11 protein-coding genes are annotated in these 17,584 nt (G+C 48.2%); 2 read left to right on the top strand and 9 right to left on the bottom strand.

All coding sequences use genetic code 11. The annotated features are described in order from the left end of the window. Positions 1-46 precede the first annotated feature (46 nt). The 4 genes from QUB16_RS16425 to QUB16_RS16410 all read right to left on the bottom strand — a co-directional run bounded on the left by QUB16_RS16425 (position 47) and on the right by QUB16_RS16410 (position 6,299). Positions 47-3,139 carry a methyl-accepting chemotaxis protein gene (locus QUB16_RS16425; RefSeq protein WP_333317638.1) on the bottom strand — a complete coding sequence of 1,031 codons (3,093 nt, stop codon included), beginning with the start codon at positions 3,137-3,139 and terminating at the stop codon, positions 47-49. Between the two features lie 147 nt (positions 3,140-3,286). After that, positions 3,287-3,820, bottom strand: coding sequence for a chemotaxis protein CheW (locus QUB16_RS16420; protein ID WP_039887356.1), 534 nt, complete (start codon positions 3,818-3,820; stop codon positions 3,287-3,289). Between the two features lie 703 nt (positions 3,821-4,523). Next, entirely contained in the window at positions 4,524-5,762 is a 1,239-nt protein-coding gene (locus tag QUB16_RS16415; RefSeq protein WP_333163926.1) for a response regulator, read from the bottom strand. A 243-nt stretch (positions 5,763-6,005) separates the two neighbouring features. Then, positions 6,006-6,299, bottom strand: coding sequence for a hypothetical protein (locus tag QUB16_RS16410; RefSeq protein ID WP_333317636.1), 294 nt, complete (start codon positions 6,297-6,299; stop codon positions 6,006-6,008). A 1,099-nt stretch (positions 6,300-7,398) separates the two neighbouring features. Between QUB16_RS16410 and hmpF the strand changes: the two genes are divergently transcribed. Next, positions 7,399-9,144, top strand: a complete 1,746-nt coding sequence (gene hmpF, locus QUB16_RS16405) for a pilus motility taxis protein HmpF (RefSeq protein ID WP_333317634.1) — start codon at positions 7,399-7,401, stop codon at positions 9,142-9,144. Here hmpF and tilS read toward each other — a convergent pair. From tilS to ccsB, 3 genes are all read right to left on the bottom strand, one after another. Further along, positions 9,141-10,286, bottom strand: a complete 1,146-nt coding sequence (gene tilS / locus QUB16_RS16400) for a tRNA lysidine(34) synthetase TilS (RefSeq protein ID WP_333317632.1) — start codon at positions 10,284-10,286, stop codon at positions 9,141-9,143. The genes hmpF and tilS overlap by 4 nt on opposite strands. A 255-nt stretch (positions 10,287-10,541) precedes the next feature. Further along, positions 10,542-10,967, bottom strand: a complete 426-nt coding sequence (locus QUB16_RS16395; protein WP_333288385.1) for a KGK domain-containing protein — start codon at positions 10,965-10,967, stop codon at positions 10,542-10,544. 230 nt (positions 10,968-11,197) lie between these two features. Further along, the gene (gene ccsB, locus QUB16_RS16390; RefSeq protein ID WP_333103140.1) at positions 11,198-12,268 is read right to left on the bottom strand and encodes a c-type cytochrome biogenesis protein CcsB; all 1,071 of its coding nucleotides are present in this window, start codon (positions 12,266-12,268) and stop codon (positions 11,198-11,200) included. Between the two features lie 658 nt (positions 12,269-12,926). Between ccsB and QUB16_RS16385 the strand changes: the two genes are divergently transcribed. Next, complete coding sequence (locus tag QUB16_RS16385; RefSeq protein ID WP_333317629.1) at positions 12,927-13,820, top strand: Rpn family recombination-promoting nuclease/putative transposase; 894 nt, start codon at positions 12,927-12,929, stop codon at positions 13,818-13,820. A 222-nt stretch (positions 13,821-14,042) separates the two neighbouring features. Here QUB16_RS16385 and QUB16_RS16380 read toward each other — a convergent pair whose 3' ends face one another. Together QUB16_RS16380 and QUB16_RS16375 are read right to left on the bottom strand one after the other, a co-directional pair. Beyond that, positions 14,043-15,827: a GmrSD restriction endonuclease domain-containing protein gene (locus tag QUB16_RS16380; protein WP_333317627.1), complete on the bottom strand. Its 1,785-nt coding sequence runs from the start codon at positions 15,825-15,827 to the stop codon at positions 14,043-14,045. 139 nt (positions 15,828-15,966) lie between these two features. Next, the coding region (locus QUB16_RS16375) for a CHAT domain-containing protein (protein ID WP_333317625.1) at positions 15,967-17,584 on the bottom strand (1,618 nt) is incomplete at its 5' end.

Here is a 17,584-nt window from a genome sequence, read left to right as displayed (position 1 = left end):
TAACGTGCTTGTAAATCAGCCAGCAAAAAAAGCATTAGACAATTGATTATTGTCTTTCTGCTGTTTCTACTCGGAATCTTTCCACCGATGTCAAAAGGTCGCGAGCAACGCCCACCAAGTTTTGCAAAGCACCCGAAACTCGCTGCGCTTCTTGGGATGTTTCCTGAGCGGTCAGCTCCACGGCCTGCATCACACTGGCGACCGCGCGAGCTGTTTCGTTTTGCTCTACAGTGTCGGCAGTAATCGATCGCACTAGCACGTCAATTCGATTAGTAACTTGAATGATATCTTCAAGCGATCGCTTCGCCTGTTCTGCCAATTTTGTCCCCTCAATAACCTGCTGCGTCCCTTCTTCCATCGCCGTCATTACCGCGCCGGTTTCGCTTTGAATTTGCATCACGATCTGTTCGATTTCTTTCAAAGACTTCGCCGATCGGTCTGCCAATTGTCGCACCTCGTCTGCCACGATCGCAAAACCCCTGCCCGCTTCCCCAGCTCTCGCCGCCTCAATACTGGCGTTGAGGGCCAACAAATTCGTCCGGGAGGCGATCGTCGCAATTAAAGCCACAATCTTAGAAATTTCTTGAGAAGCTTCCGCCAACCTCTTGACTTTTCTCGTGGTTTCTGCTACCGTTTCTCGAATTTCCAAAATCCCGGCCACCGTCCGCTCCACAGCCTCGCCCCCTTTCAGAGCCGTTGCCGCCGCGCCCCGGGCCACTTCTTCGGCCTCTCTAGCGCTCTCTGCGACCCGCTGAATCGCGTCGGTGAGGACTTGCACGGAATTCAGCGTTGCCGCCAGTTCCTCAGCTTGCCGCAGCGCGTCGGAAGACAAATCGCCCGCAAACTTAGCACTATCCGTAGCGCCTTTGCTGACCTCCCGAGCCGCCTGCTTCACCTGATGGACAATTTCGCGCAGATTTTGAATTGTCAAGTTAAACGAGTCAGCAACCGCACCCAAAACGTCTGCGGTCACTTCCGCAGTCACCGTCAAGTCGCCCCGGGCCGCTCCTTCCACGTCGTCTAGCAAGCGAATCACTTGGCGCTGCAAGTCTTCTTTTGCCTGTTCCTGCTCGTCAGACTTGCGCCTGGTATCGCTAATCGTGGTTTGGATGACCTTCGCCATGTGGTTGAATTTAGCAGCCATTTTGCCAAATTCATCTTCCGAGTAAACCGTAGCTCGAGCATCCAAAGTTCCTTGAGATACGGCATCGAACTGAGCTTGCAAATTATCCGACGACTTGCGTACCTGCTTGGCGATCAACTGGCCGATGCCCCAAGAAGTTAAAAAGCTCGTAAAGCCTGCGGCTGCGGTCATTACCCAGCCTGTTTGGCGCAGGTAAACGATCGCCTCCGGTTTGTCTTGCCGCAGAGCTTGATAGGAGGCAATGTTGGTGACGAAAGCCACAGCTACCAGAGAAACCAGTCCGGCCCCGATTGCCGTGTACAACTGTTTTGTAAACAAAGGGGCATTTTCCAAGAAAGCCAGTCCCCCCTGTTCTACTGTTACCGAAGTATCAACCGCTTCTGTTTCTGTGGGAGAAAAAGTCGATACAGACGCATCAGCCGGGCCGCTTATGCTAAATATTTCGTCATCCCGAATTGCTGAGCCATCGCTGTTGTCAAAGTCCAGGCTGCTGCCCGTCGTTCCCATCATGCCGCTGGTGGAGTTGCCGAAATTGGTGCTACCTCTAGTCAACATCGAACTGGTGGCATCTTCTGAGATATCAAAGTCCGGCAAATTGCCTAAATCGTCAAACTCGTCAAATTCGTCTAAAAAGTCGCTGTGTTCTTGAGCGTTCCCAGCTTTTGACGACCAGGCGCTGTGGTTCTTGTCGGAGGCCCCGAAAGCTGTCGCTTGTTCGTTTTCCTCGAAAGAGAAAGAATCGCTAAAAGCGTCGTCTTCAAAAGCATCTAACTCGAAGTTGTCTCTAGAGCCAAATGCCGGGGGTTCCGAGTCCCTGTAACCGTTGCTGTTGGCCGAGGCGGGATCGACTGAATTAAATTGTCCCCGGCTCGACCTTTGACTTTGAGAGTTGGGGACAGCACCTCCCATCAACAGCGTTTCGTCTTCCGCCAGCGAATAGTTTGACGAGTAGTCCGATCCGTTATTAGGCTGTTTGTTTTGAGGTCGAGAAGACCCGAAACCCGATGAGGGCATCGCCTCGGCAAAGGGGTCTTCCTCTTCGGCATAGGGTGCGTTATGACCGTAATTTTGCCCGCTCTGGGGCGGGGATTGGTAGTCGTAGTCGGAGTTATCGTCGAATTCGTCTGGCAAATCGAGCGCAGCAAAAGGTTCGCCAAAATTGTCCGAGGGCCCGATGGGGGAGTCTAGTTGGTTCGAGTCGAAGGAATTCCCGACTTCTGAAGGGGCAAAACTTTGACCGTTGAGCATCTGAGTCGGAGCTTCTGAAAACGAATCTCCTGAGTAAGGTGCGCTTGAACCAGACAGTTTGCTGCTAGACACGTCAGCAGCATCAAACCCTCCATCATCTAAGGCAAAGGGGTCTCCAAAGTCCGAGTCGGCAAACTCGTCTATGTCTAGCGAGTCGGAGTTCTCAGCATAAGCGGCCATTCCGCCGCTGTCGCCACCAAACGGGTTAGAATGTGAGGCTAAATCTGGGACTGAGCCTGCGCCACCGTCGTCTTCTGGTTCCCACCCCAAGCCACTCATCCCCAAGTCGGCCAAGTCCTCGTTTTCCATGTCGTCTGGGGATTGACTTCTATAGGAAAGGGATGGTGAATTTCCTTGGAAAAGTCCCAAATCCGGGTCTTCTAACCCTTCATCGAGAGATAAGTCTGGGTAGAATTCTAATTCCGTTTCAGCAGACAAAGCCTCGAAATTTTCCGTTTGCAGTTCTCCCGATAAAAATTGGTCTGTGTAGGTAATTCCGTTGTGAGCGTGTTCCACCAAACTCGGGTCGTCACTCAGGCCTAGCACAACCGTGTACTGTTCCCGCGCCACCTCATACTGTTGCAGTCCGTAGCAGTAAATGTGTCCGCACAGCAGGCGAGCGCTGGGGTCTTCGGGAAAATCTTCTACTAATTGATAAACTAGGGCTGCGGCTTCTGAATAATTGCCCTCCATGTAGGCCGCTTCTGCCCGTTGGTAGTCCTGCTGAAAGTTGGTACTTGTTGCCATTTGCCGCCCTCTTTGGATTTTAGATTTTAGATTTGAGATTTTTGATTTTTATGTTGAATTGAATGTTTAGATGCGCGCCTCAAGTCGTGTGACTGTTGATGGTTAGACCCCAATCGAAAATCGCAAATCGCAAATCTAAAATCGATTTCACGCTGCCCACCGCGCCGAGCGCAGAATTTTCACTTGATCTAGCAGTCGGAGCACTTTCTGAGCTGGTGCACCTAACATCCATTCTCCCCTCAGAAATGGAATCATGCCGTCTGGTGCATTGTTCTGAGAGTGCAGTTGCTCTACGTCGAGCCAGTCCATCCCCACAATTCGATCGACTGCCAGCCCCAAAATCGTGTCTTGGTCTTCCACAGCCACGATCGGGATTTCGGGTCTATCTGTGTTCAGAGGTGTTTGGTCTCCCAGAAATTGGCCGAGGTCTGCCACCCAAATCACTCGTCCTCTCATATTTAGCGTACCTAAAAGCAAAGAGGAAACGTTGGGGATCGGTGTCATGCGGTCTGGGGACGGGGATAGTACCTCTCTAATCCCTGTCGCCGGCAGTGCGAACTCGTTCCCCGAAGGAACGTAGAACCGCAGGTGCAGCTCGCCTTCGGGAGTTTCTAGTTCTTGGAATTCCGGAGCCGGATCTACGCCTAGTCCTGGTAATATAAAGTCTGGGCTACCGCTAATCATAATTCTGACACCTGCATTTCTAGCAAAAATTGTTGAGGTTTCCCGCCAAGAATAACCCGATCGAAACTTCGATGGTCGAAACTTGACACAGCCAAGCTTGACACAGCCAAGGGGTGAATGGCGCGACTGCCGGATGCCCTTGGCAATAAATTTTCTCCGTCAATAATTGACTGCCATCAATAAATTCGTGCGACCTTTGCGGGCAAGTTAGCTCAAATCGACTACGAACAATTAATTAGAAACCCCTAAAGCTTCACTTTGTATTCCCACCGCCGTCTCAATTGGTAAAACTCTGGGTAATTTCTGCGATGAATGCTAAACCGATACTCGGATTAGCGAGGAGTTGTTGACATGGCTGGTGTCGCAACAATCATGAACGGAGTCACTTAAGACTGAGAATTGGAATCTCTGACTTTGTACAGAAATACCTAGCCATAAGTAGCTCTGTACATCAGTTTTTCGGAGCGGCTGCAAGTGGAGAACAAGTATATTATATTTGCACTTTGAGCGTGTTAGACCCACTTGGGTCTAGAAATTGAACAGAGTTTTACCGACGCGCTTATGCCAGCGCGCGGATTTATACATTCTAGTTTATGGGGCGCTCGCCAATAGTACCCCCAGCTTTCTGTTTGGGGCGGCGGAGACTCGATTTAACCGCAGGTACAACAAAAAAGCTCCCATCATGGCATCGGTGCGAAATTTATTTTTCTTCTAATTGGTCTTCTAGCGATCGGTCTAATAATCTTTCCGAGAGATTGAGCCGAGGGTAGCCCGGGCCCACATATTTTTCTACCAGCATCAATAACTCGCTTTCACCAAAAGGTTTGGTGTAAAAGTCTGTAGCTCCGGCCATGCGGGCTTTAACGCGGTCGATAAATCCGTCGATGCCCGTCAGCATCACGATCGGCGTCTGCCGGAAAGCGCTAGAACTACGCAGCATAGCGCAAATTTCGTAGCCGTCGAGTTCCGGCATGGCGATGTCACACAGAATTAAATCGGGTTTGAGTGGAAACACCAAACTCAATGCTTGGAGGGGATTGCCGATCGTAGTAGCTTCGTAACCGTGTTCATTTAAAATTGACTCGACTGTTTTGCGAATAGTATTGTCGTCGTCAATACAGACAACTCTGGGAACCTTGGTTTCTGGGGACGACCATTCTTTTTTGTTATTGGTGGGGGCAACAGAAGGTTCGTAAAATACTTGCACCAATCCCTGCTGCACAAATGGGTAAATCGCCTTAGCGACAGTCAGCACGTCTCGGTTGAGGTAGCGCGCCATTTGGCGGATCGAAGTGTGCCCGTCGGCCCAGCGTCTGAGAGTATTAAAGGTATTGACAGGTAGCGCGACTCGCAGTTCGGAGGGGTCTGAAATCACCGGGCATTGGTTGGGCGACTGAATGTGAGGGTGAAACTGCTTCCACTGCTGCACCTGTTTGACAATCTTGGCCAGCAGCGAGCTAATTTCTAAGCTGGTCAGTTGAGGAGCCAAAGCTGGGCCCATTTCAAAAGTGAAGGAACCCTGGTGGAGACTGAGCAAGTCAAATAGGGTTTCGTGGATCATGCTCTGGATGATGTTGCGCCCTTGAGCTGGGGTGAGGATGTGGTTTTCTAGCAGGGCCCATAGGTAGCCGTATTCTGGGGCATTGGTAGATGCCATATAGGGAACTTGGATTTTGTCGAGGGCGGTATCTGCTTTGTAGCGGCGCAGGTAGTCGCGCAAGCGAAACAAACTGCCCGCACTCTGGGTAGCGTAAATAATCTGACCGTTGAAGCAGAAGACATACCAGGATTGTCCTGCAAGGGAGCGCGGGGTAGGTTGAGTACCCGTGCTGCTGCCGGTGGAGGTGTAGGCCTCTACGAACAGTTCTCCGGTTCGCTGACCTAACTCAATCAATTGCAGGATGCTGCGGATGTCTATTTCACTCAAATTTCCCTGCATGCAGCTAAAGTATCCTCCTTAAAACCGTTGGCGTCTGAGCTCGGAAAGACTGTGTGCGGGCGAAAAGATTGACTTTAGTTTCCGTCAATAATTTACGCGCTGATGCTGATCTGACAATTGGGAATTGACGAAAGGGCGATACTTGCTGCCGGGTCTCGGCCGCGCTACCAGTCCACAAGCTGAAACCGCGAAACTCGCGGCATTCTCTAAGTGTAGAGTTTCACCTTCTATTCCCACTGTTGCCTATTGCCTAAACTCGTAGAATCCACATCGCACGCTTGCACGGGTTCTTCGAGTGTGCAACGCTGGCATTCCCGACGGATTCAAGCCTTCGATGCCAAAGTTTTGAAGTTTTTGGCTGAGTATGTACGTCAGTTTATCCAACACATCTTGGCGTAGGTCAACTTCAAAATACCGAGGATTCTCTGGTTTTACCGCTGCTACCAGCAGCAAGTGCCGATCGATCCCCGATGGGAACTTGAGGCTAGTCTGTTGGGTTGGATGAGTTGCGATCGAGGTTTTTTTTGGGTTTGCCACAGCCCTAAAATCAGGTGCAGTCAAAATGAACCTTGGTTGGCAGTTGTCAGGAAAACCCTCAGTGCCGATCGACCTTTTTGCTCGCCCGCGGCTCCGTCATAGGCTCGCGTCATTACCCTATTCTAAGGCAGCGCGGTTCAAATCCCTAGTCCGCCGAACCCCGGCGCCGGCTTGGGGGCAGCGATGGCTTTTCTGACGATCGACCCATAACTAAAGCGTTGTAAAATCAATACAAACTTTTGGATCGAAACGCCAGAGGCAAGCCCTTGGCTAACGACATGGGGATTTAGATTTGGGGATCAGTCGGTAGGGACTTTGAAGTCTCGTGAAACGATTGTGTTCCTAAAACCAGAGTGGTATAATTGGCACAGAGCCATTCGCCAGAGTAAGAATAACTTTCAACCCATTGAAATATCCTAGAGGGCGAGCAACCCCGGCAACGCACTAATCCGATTAATTCGGAATAGTTAAAGGGCAAATAATTGCAGCAGAGGTCACGTTCAACCTTAAAAATATGAAGAACTCAGCAAGTCTGCGCTCCGGGAGAAGTAAAGTTCTTTGAGTGAGTAGAGGGATATTTGAAGGTCCCGTTGTCGTCTTGAAGGTGGGCAAGAATCACCCGGCTTTAGACGTGGGGATGTTCAAGGACTGACCTTTTTCAGGTTTGGGCTATGGCAGTCTCCGCAGTGACAGGTAGTCTTTAATCAAGCAGCATTGGTACTGCTCTCTCATTCCTCCAGACAACTGGCGGCGGCCGTACTTTCTGGAAGTTCTCCCGTGAGGCAGTGCTATGCGTTAGTGCTGCTATAGTTAGGAAAAAATGCTATCCCCCGATTGGGCAAACGACACCAAAAAGTAAGACCTAAGTGGCAAAAAGTTATCCTTACTTGCGTATACTTATTTACTTTAGGTAAGTTGACTAAAGATCGCACACAATGTTATCTTTAGTAAAGAACCTTTGGCTTAAGGGGGATAGCCTACTTATGTTGGGATTAGCCGTCTACCCAACAGCGTAGGAAGTAAACACCACTTATCTTTTAGGCCTTTAAGTAACTTAAAGTAAGTTGGGATAGGTTTTACGAAGCAGAGGACTATTAGTGTGCTGTATCTAGCGGAAGTACAAAAACAGAAAAGCGGCTTTGGTCTCGGTGGCGGTAAGGCTGAACTGAAACTGCTAGCTTGTCAGCGGGGCGAACATAACTGGAGCGCCGTACCAGGCGATGACGGGATACCAGTTGAGGAAGCTAATAAGTTTAACGACGGCACGCTGGTGCTGGTTGAGTTGAGCGCTAGCAAGCAAGTGCAGCGGATTCAGGAGGCGGCCCGCCAGTTGGTGAGCATTCTGCAAAATTTCTCGCGATTGCAGGACAAGTTTAAGGATAAGGAAGAGGAAATTGAACAGTGGAAGGCTTCTCTGACGTTCTCGAGTCAGGAACTCAATCGCCGGGAAATGGAAATGCAAGCCCGCGAAGAGCAGTTGGCTCAAATGGAAGAGGAGTTGGAGCGACTGGAGGCTCAGCGCTCGGAAATTGAAAATACTAGAGATGAAGCTAACCGACTGCGAGAAGAAGTAGATCGCAGTCGCGTGGAAATAGAGACGGCTTGGGAACAGTTGCGGGGCGAGCAGCAACGGGTGGCTCAACAGCAGTCTGAGGTTCCCCAGGGGGCAGTAATTGATGAGCAGCAGACGCAGAGGATTCAGGAGTTGATGCAGAAGTTGGGAGGGGCAATTGCTTCGGCTCAAGGGGTGCGGGAACAACTGAATCAGTCTTTTGGTGCGGTGGGCGCTCAGCAGGCAATTCTGGATCAGCACTGGCAGCAGTTGGAGCAAAAACAGAGCATAGCTCAACAGCAACAAGAAGAGGTCGATCGACAAAATCAGAGCCTCCAAAACCGCTGGCAAGAGTGGTACCAATCTCAAGATGCTTTGGCCGGGGCTCGGGCGGAGCTTAAAGGGCAGCAAAGTACCCTCAGCGCTAAGCAGGATCAGGCTCAGTCCGTGTCTTTGCAGGTGCGGGCTGTTGAGGATCTTTACCAGCAAGTTTCCAGGCTGGCATCTGCTTCGGGTACTGCGGGTACGGAGCAGAAAGTAGATGTGTCAGCTTTGGAGAAGATGCCTGTTGATGAGTTACAGGGGCTGGTGCAACACCTGCAACAGGATTTGGAAAAGGTGTTCCGGTTTGTTAACGATCAAGAGGAGGAGTTGACTCTGCAGCGGGAGACAATCGAGGAGTTGCAAGAGAAAATTCAAGCGGCTTCCGAGTACGATCGCATGGCTTTGGAAAATGAAATGGCAGATGAACTCGAAAGTTATCAGATGTTAAACGAAACTCTGGTGGGACAGCGCCTCCGGTTGCAGGAACGGGAAGATATTTTAAAGCAGCATCAGGCGGTGCTGTGGCGGCGGCTGGGTACTGCTAATGCTCCAAAACAAGAGCGAGGAAATATTGATTTGGGGCCGATTGTCGCACAGCTCAATACTCAGCGGCAGCAGCAAAGCCAAGAATTGCAAAGACTGGAAAACGAAATTCAGCAGGTGCGGGAAGCAGTATCCCAAATTGAGGCAAATGTCAACCGCCAAAATGGGGAAAGTGAAGCGAAACGCTACGAACTCAAGCAGTTAGAGCAGAATTTGTTCAACCAGAAAGGTGCAGTGGCGCAACTCTGGGGCAGGGTGAATGTTTATCAAGAAATGTTGCAGCCGGTGCAGGACAATTTGACTGCGCTACGCCAAAAGCTCGAAGCGGTGGCGGGGGAACTCGATCGGGTGCAGGAGACGGGAGACGAGCAAAATCGGGTAGTTTCCGAGTTGCGGCAAGTCCTTTCGGGTTTGATAACAGGTTAAAATTTAAGATATAAAATTATCGAAGCGTGTTCGACTCGACCGATCGCTCCTCCAGGAAATGGATCGGTTTGCGATCGGTTGGGCGCTACGATTAAGCTGGTTAGTTTTTCTACGCTTTCAAAACTGGGCGCCGATGGCAATATTTGTTGCAGTAGTTGCCGCATTGCCCGTCGCTGCAAGGCCAGGGGTGCTTCCCGCAAAATCGGGCGATTTAACTTGACGGGAAGTTGAAAATTCACCTGCGGGCTGTCTGCAATTGGAGACATTGCTCGCTCTAGCAAGTCGCTGGCTGCAAGTTCGAGATATTCTACGTCGGCGCGGAGGAGTTCGGCTGTTTGAGCTAGGGCTTGTTGGGCTTTTGGGTTGAAATGAGTTTCCAAATAAGGCAATAATTCCGATCGAATGCGATTGCGAGTATATTGCAAGTCTTGATTTGTGGAATCTTCCCAAATGGGTAGTTTTTGCTCTTGACAAAATTGACCTGTTTGCGATCGAGTTATTTCGAGCAAGGGACGAACTAAATAGATTTTAGATTTGAGATTTTGGATTTTCGATTGGGAATTTTCATCCTGATTTTCCAATCTAAAATCGGCAGATATTTGCGAGTTGGGATTTTCGCCGGAATTCCCCACTCGAAAATCTAAAATCGGCAATCGAAAATCGAGCAGGGGTCGTGTCCAGGTGAGGGCAGAAAGTCCATCGGCGCCACTGCCGCGAATCAGGTTGTAGAGGAGTGTTTCGGCGCGATCGCTGGCTGTGTGGCCTGTAACAATGTAGGGGTAGTTGTGGGCGATCGCAATTTCGGTTAAAGCTTGATATCGCCACTGTCTGGCCGCGGCTTCTGTTTTGGGGATGTCCGAGGCTGTTTCCAAATAGTAGGATATTCCCCAGTTTTTAGCTAATTGTTCTACATGATTCGCCGAGGCTTCCGAGTCAGAACGCCAACGGTGATCGCAGTGAACAATGGCTAGGTTCCACCCCCATTTTGGCTGCAAATCTAGCAGTAATTTAATTAAACACAGAGAATCTTGTCCGCCGGATACTGCTACTAGCAATCGCTGATTTGATGGCAATATTTGTCGGTACAGCAGCGTCCTGTGAACTTGAGCGTGCAGGTGCGTCCAATTGGAAGATTCAGCCATGAGAGCAGTTTTTGGTTAAGCAAAAATCAGGAAGTTAGGATCGCGAATTAAATAACTTACAATTTTAATTGTTATTGTGGGATGGGCGTCCCGCCCGTCCAAAAAGGACGGGCGGGACGCCCATCCCACTTTCAAGAGTGGAAGTTATTTAATTCTCATTCCTTAGAAAACGAGCAGCGTTCGGGATTTAACCGATTGATTTTGAGCAAAGAATGGGAAGCATCCCCCTCTCTCAATCTCTCAGTCTTTGCCTTCCTAGCTCCACATTCCTATACTTTGGGGGTCGCGGTCTGGATACCTAGAAATAGGAAAATGATTATTTATTTCTGTTGAGTCACATTGATTTAATGGCTCATCTATATCGGTTTGAGTTGAGCTAGCTACGGCGTAGTTTTGCACGGTGTCCGATCTTTCGGCAGCGGCAGGAAGGGCTTTTTGTTCTTTGATTTCAGGTTCAAGCGGAATGAACTCCAGACGCATTCTAAGTTTTCCTTTAGTCCAGTCTTTGCCAGCACTTAATAGCTCGCAATCCAGGCCGTCTGAGAATAATTTTTCGTCTACCAATTTCGCCTGCATAATGGCCATAAATTCGCTGACTTTGAATGTACATTGATACATCAAAGCGCTGGTAGGGGCAGACACAACATCATCTTCTTGGGGAAATATTGGGGATTCGTCCATATTAATTGTCGTTATTTTAATGAATGAAGTTCGGCAACGGATTATGTAACGGATGTAACGGATGTAACGGATGTGAGGAAGACCGAAGTTATAAGAAGGAAGAGGGAGTTAATTATTAGAATCTCGCTGGTTGAGTAAGGTGGGAATTGCCCACCCTACAACCGGAGATGATATTAATCCCGATTCTTTGACTTATCCTGTTCTTCTTTGGCCCATTGGTGGATTAGGAATTAGAAAAACCAACCGTAGGAATGTAAACCTTTGCCTAACAGATTAACGCCTAGATAGCAAATCCAAACTACCACAAAACCTGTGGCTGCTAAAATTGCTGGGCGTCTTCCCTGCCAGCCGCGAGTAATGCGGGCGTGCAGGTAGGCAGCAAATACCAACCAAGTAATTAGCGCCCAAGTTTCTTTCGGGTCCCAACTCCAGTACGATCCCCAAGCTTCGTTAGCCCAAACCGCACCGGCAATAATGCCAACTGTCAGTAAGGGGAATCCTAAACCGATGATGCGATAGCTAATGTTATCAAGAGTTTCTGCTAGATTCAAGCGCTGGGGCGAGAGAAGTTCTGCGGTTTGAGTTGGCGCGGTTGATGCGGTTTGAACGGTGGCTAATTCGAGCACTGCGGTGGTGCCTAAACCGTTATTGTTGGAGTTGAAAGAGGGTTCGCTGAAAACTAATGCGCTGTCGGCGCTGGTTTCTGCATTTTGAGGTTCGGGGTTTTGAGGGCGTTGGAGGCGGTAGTTGCCGTTGCGGTTGCTGTTGGTGCCGAAGGAACTACCGGTGAGTTCGATTTTTTGGCCGCGGGTGACGATTAAAAAGGCGATCGCCAGCAGGGCTCCTACCATTAAAGTTGAGTAACTGAGCATCATGACGCTAACGTGCATCATCAGCCAGTTTGATTTGAGGGCGGGTACTAGGGGCTCTGCAGATTGCATGGTTGCGGGCAGAGTCAGGGCTGCAAAGGCGGATATTGCCATTGCTACGGGGGATGTGGCTACTCCTACTAAGCGGGAACGACTCATGTTTTCCGCGACTAGGTGGATGGCGGTGATTCCCCAAACTAGGAAAAATAGGGATTCGTAGAGATTGCTTAAGGGGAAGTAGCCGGCTTCTATCCATCGAGAACCGAGTAAAGCGGCGATGGATAGGTTGGCGACGCCCATTCCTGCGGTTCCTAGGGCCCCCAGGTAGGGAATGCCGGGGAATGCTGCGCCAACCCAGTAAATGAGCATTGTGGAGAACAAAACGGCAAAGGAGATGTTGTCCAGCCAGTTCTGGAGTACGACCAGATCCATAAAAATTACTCCGGTAGTGTTTTTACTTATTTTTGCTAACTAGATCGATCGTACTGGCGTTGGGCAGTTTTGGGTTTGAGATTTTGAATTTTTGTGGCAATTATGAGTGATTGGCGGTTGTTGAGGTGCGAGTGGGCGATCGCGCGGACGCATCAAACAAGCTACTATTGACCCACCAGACGAGTGTCACCCCGTCAAGTCTGACTTGTTGATTCTGGCTGAGGGCTTGAGGTTGGACGAGTTCCAAGTAAGGAAACACGGAATCCTGATGGGCGAAATTCGATCGCCGATTAACAAAATTAGGACTTACGCACGGGGACCAGAAACCGGGTTTTAGGAAAATCCTTCGTTTTTACCCAGAGATTAAGTAAAAAACCCCGTTTCTTTGTCGGGAGTGCGTCTAGGACTGAAAATATAGGATATTTTTTGATCTGGGGCGATCTGGAATCCTTTAGAATTGATTGAGCTGATTACCGATTTGCTGTTTTTGCAACCAGCAAAAAAACGGAAGCCCCCGACAATCGTTGTGGATACTCCCCAAATTTTAGACCAAAGCTCAACCTCCCAGATTTATCAAGGCGAGTCTAATCTAAAATCTAAGATCTAAAATCGACTGACGGTTCGAGCATTTGCATAGGTTAGAGGAGATGTTGGGTTAATGCGTCGAGATTCAATATTTTACAAGTTATTTCAAGAAGCTCCGACGCTGCTGTTTGAGCTATTGGAAGAGTCACCATCGAATGCGGAACAGTATCGATTTGACTCCGTGGCGGTGAAGGAACCGAAGTTTGAAATTGATGGGGTGTTTTTGCCACCGGATGCTGAGCCTGGAGTTGTATATTTCTGTGAGGTGCAGTTTCAGCGGGATGAATTGCTTTATGAGCGATTGTTTGGTGAGTCGTTTTTGTATTTTTATCGCAACCGTCAGCGATTTACAGATTGGGAAGCGGTGGTAATTTATCCGAGTCGATCGACTGAACAATCAGAAACGCATCCGTATAGATCGCTCTTGAACTGCAATCAGGTGCATCGCGTATATTTGGATGAGTTGGGGGATATTGAACAGTTGCCGCTGGGGGTGGCGCTGATGGCTTTGACGACGATCGACGAAGCGAGTACGCCGCAAGTGGCGCGATTGTTGCTGGCGCGATCGCAGCGGGAGGAATCTGAGGCAGCGAGTCGCGCCATAATAGAGATGCTGACGACGATACTGGTTTACAAGTTTACAAATTTGAACCGAAGGGAGGCAGAGGCGATGTTAGGGATTACGCTTGAGGAAACTCGGTTTTATCGGGAAGCAAAGGAAGAAGGCATCGAACAAGGCATTGAACAAGGCATTGTGCAAGGCATTGTGCAAGGCCGCGAACAAGAAGGAAGAGTCTTGATTTTACGTCTGTTAAATCGGCGAGTTGGAACATTACCGGAATCTATCACGACTAGAATTGCTGATTTGTCGATCGAGCAAATTGAAACTCTAGCAGAGGAATTGTTAGATTTTCAGTCGATCGAGGATTTAGAGGTTTGGCTGGAGAATTTGCCGCAGGGAGATTGATACGAGGTTAGGAATTGCACTTGAGGGGGGCGATCGCGCCATTTACGCGCACCAACACATCAAACGTACCCCCCCTCTACTTCTTGGGTTTTAGGGTTCTTTTGGTGCATCCGCCGTTGCTGAGAGGATGTTCAGGGTGCGATCGGGGATGATTCCGGCGGATTAGAAGCGGATTGATGATGGTGGTAGATGTTTTGGGCGATCGGACTTTTCTAATCTTCGTCAACTACTTTTTTTGAAACGTTCAGAAACAGCAAGTACTTTTGGTCCTTCAGCTTCTACCGTTGAAGAATTCTCTCTAAAAAAAGCTTTTTTACCCACAAATGACATAGCTTTTTGAGATGGAATATTAATGATAATCACAGAGAATCCCTTGTAGAATATAGTATCAATTTTCATCAGGACCTGAGTCTTTAAGGTGTCAGTCAAAGCAGATTTTTTGATTGCATTAATTAATATCCCAACATGATCCTCTAGTGTTTTACCTAAAAACTTAGCTTCTCTATCAATTCCTACAACATATCTATCATTGATTTCAATAGGATTAATTGCATCTAAAATTTTAATTTTTTCGGCATCTTCCTTTTTGTCAGCTACTCCAATGAAAATATATCCATCAGTGTCGGGATCGGAGTTGGCAATTCCGCAAATTGTCTCAACAAGTCTCTGGGGTAAACCATCATTTAGTTTTCTACTTGTTGGTGACAGATCGAGGAAACCTTGCTTGCACTCGTACTTGGCAGTTTCTATACGAGAACGAAGTAAGGAATTTTTGAAATTTTGTATCAACTCTGCACCGTATCCCGAAGTTGATGAATCTTGCTTTGCGAAGTAGTCTTGTATCAATCCCTTGGTTTGATTAATATTATTTCTACGATCTTGTATCTTTGCATAGCGATGGCTTAGATCTAACTTATTTTGAAGATTTTTGAGTGCCTCCATAATCCCTTGAGGATTAGCAGGTAGAAGCTCTGATTCAATTACTAATTCAAAAAAAGCCATGAAAATTGTATAAAATGCCTGGGGAATTGGATTACTACTGCCTGAGTTTACGATATTTACCAAGCACTTGTTACCCTGGCTATATGTTTCAATACTTTCTGCCAGAAGAGAGAAAGTTTTTACAATATTTTCTTCTAGTCTATTTGAGCCATAAATGGCAAGAGCATTCTCTATTGACTGGAAGTAACTACTCTCTTTATCGTACAGATTATCTAGCCTCTCTCTGCTTCTTGGGAGGGGTTCATTAAGTAATATCGATGCTGAAATATCTGCGATCGTATCTTCATCGTTACTGTCACGCAGTTGAGATATTGTAAGAATTCCTTGCTTGCACCACAAAGTGTCTTCTGCTTGAATCCCATACCCTTGATTATTTGGTTTGGAATCAATACTAACCTGCGGCATATCAAATAGGCGAAGCGTTTTCGGACTATCATCCCCGCGCAACTTCATAGCAATTGTACGAACCACTTCTGCAAATGGTGTGGTTACACCTGCTTGTCGTTTCTCTTGATTACTTAAATGTTTACCACCGGAATTTATTCTACCAAAAACCTCTGTTATGTCGCTTTCAGCCATTGCGCTATAGATAGTTACTGCAAGCTGATAATCTAAAATGTCCGCACATTCTGTTCTAGATAAAGTATCAAAATTTTCTACAGTATCAAATACTTGCTCATCAGCTAATTGTTTAGCATAGGAGAACTCGTTAAGATCGAAATACCGGTTATTAAATGAAAACAAATTTTCAATAAAACCACAAATAGCATTAAGTCGCTGCATACCATCTATGATTTCATACTTGCCACTTCCATGAATTAAAGGACGTTCAGCTAATAGAATTAAAGGAATTGGGTATCCCTTTAAAATGCTTCCCATCAGGTTTTCTTTTTCGTCAATCGACCAAATTAATTTTCTTTGATACTTTCTGTTCACCAATAAGTTACCTGACCGATAAAGCCGATAAGCCTCAGTGACTGTCATGCCGCGTGGAACAATGCTCATACTCCCGCTCCCGATAAGTCAAGATTTTTATAATACTATAATACTGTCGCTCGAAGATTATGCGACAGTTATAGCGCAAAATTTGCTAACAGTCGATCGCCCGCAAAGTCAAACAGTCGATCGACTAAAACAAACCTTATTACCAAGGATTGCCAATCATTCTAAAAGCAGACCAATAATAAGGATGAGAGAAATTCTGAGTCGTCGTGTTTGCCAATTCCGGGGGTAACGGCAGATTGCCAACAGAAGTGTGCAGCATCCCCCCTTCAATTCGCACTTCTCCCCGCAACATCGCTAATTGCGCTTGCCGCAGTGCTTCTGTTTTAATCGGAGCAGTTTTTAACTGCCCGTAAAACTCCGTCATCAACCCCAAACTGCCCTCGTCGCTGACATACCAAAGAGTCGCCATAGCTGATTTAACCCCGGCTTGCACGGCTAACCCGCCAAAGCCCAACTCGGCCTCTCGATCGCCCACAGCAGTCTTGCAAGCACTCAAAACTAACATTTCAACTTGCGGGCTGTGCCAATTCATTTGCCGCAACTGATCCAAACGCAATTTAGTATCCCACAACTGAATAAAGGATTGGCTGGGCTCTCCCGATCGAAATTCGGCGTGAGTAGCCAAGTGAATCATCCCAAAAGGATACTGCTGGCGCTGCGATTTCAAATTAGCCAGGGTGAAAGCTTCGTTCAAGAAAGACTTGCCCGGCCACTGCTGCGGCGTGATTGTCGATACTTCTATTTCCACCGCAGGTAAAGGACTCATCTCTGGAAATTGCGACGCCCCCATTGCCAGAACTTGGGTATTTTTAAAATTGGTGGCGCTGGTATCCGTCAAACTGAGACTCGGCATCGATCCCACACTGTAACGCTCTACCAGAAAGCCTTTGCCGTCGTGCAGGGCACCCATCGGTATCGATCGCAACCCCATATCTGAGATAAAAGATAAATTCTCAATGCCTTTAGCTTGCAGTTCTGCTTCGAGCGGCGCTACCATCCACTGGTAGAGCTGCTGAGCCAATGGCAAATAACTTTTAGTATTGCGCTTTACCGGATTAGTCAGTTCAGTACGAAATCTCCGAACAGCTTCCATTACCTCGGCGCGAGAGGTTCCAGAGATGCGCTGGCGAACGGGCACGCCTTCCGGGGCGATCACCATCATTTCCAGTTCGTCAGAGGCTTGAATTTGCTGTTCTACGCGCAAAACGGGGGAACTGCTGTAAGGCCGATCGACTGTAGAACCCCTGGGTACAAAGCTGATATAAATGAGAGCTGGTTTGATGCCTGTGGCTTGTTGGACGCCACGAAGGGTATTTTGGGCATCTTCTAGGGTGGCGATCGCATTTGTTGATGGCAAATTTAGGTAATCGACAAACTCGCTGGTAAATCTATCCTCGACGGGAAAAATAACAGCGCCGAGGTTAGGTGGCAACTTGGAAGCGTCAAGATTCGCAGACGCGGGAGGTGAATTGCGCTGTTGCAAGGAATTAGATATCTGGTTTTGCTCTTGCAAGCTGGGCGAAAATAAACGATTTGTGCTGGGAGGCTGGTTGGCTGCGAGCACCTGTGTCGGTATCGGTGCGAGATTTATCGGCGCAGCAGCAGGCGCAACCACTGGATTGGGAGTAATTGTGGGTGCGATCGGCAAAACATTGGGTACCGGCGCTGGATTGGGAGTATTTGTGGGTGCGATCGGCAAAACATTGGGTACCGGCGCTGGATTGGGAGTATTTGTGGGTGCGATCGGCAAAACATTG

The organism is Microcoleus sp. D3_18a_C4, from assembly GCF_036702415.1.
GTDB lineage: Bacteria > Cyanobacteriota > Cyanobacteriia > Cyanobacteriales > Microcoleaceae > Microcoleus.
The sequence above is the reverse complement of the archived record's forward strand: the minus strand, read 5'-3'. Positions and strand labels throughout refer to the sequence as shown.

What these genes read in the sequence shown, in the direction of transcription:
- tilS (WP_333317632.1), bottom strand. Translation starts at nt 10,286, where the DNA reads ATGGCTGAATCTTCCAATTGGACGCACCTGCACGCTCAAGTTCACAGG.
- QUB16_RS16425 (WP_333317638.1), bottom strand. Translation starts at nt 3,139, where the DNA reads ATGGCAACAAGTACCAACTTTCAGCAGGACTACCAACGGGCAGAAGCG.
- QUB16_RS16380 (WP_333317627.1), bottom strand. Translation starts at nt 15,827, where the DNA reads ATGAGCATTGTTCCACGCGGCATGACAGTCACTGAGGCTTATCGGCTT.
- QUB16_RS16395 (WP_333288385.1), bottom strand. Translation starts at nt 10,967, where the DNA reads ATGGACGAATCCCCAATATTTCCCCAAGAAGATGATGTTGTGTCTGCC.
- QUB16_RS16415 (WP_333163926.1), bottom strand. Translation starts at nt 5,762, where the DNA reads ATGCAGGGAAATTTGAGTGAAATAGACATCCGCAGCATCCTGCAATTG.
- ccsB (WP_333103140.1), bottom strand. Translation starts at nt 12,268, where the DNA reads ATGGATCTGGTCGTACTCCAGAACTGGCTGGACAACATCTCCTTTGCC.
- QUB16_RS16385 (WP_333317629.1), top strand. Translation starts at nt 12,927, where the DNA reads ATGCGTCGAGATTCAATATTTTACAAGTTATTTCAAGAAGCTCCGACG.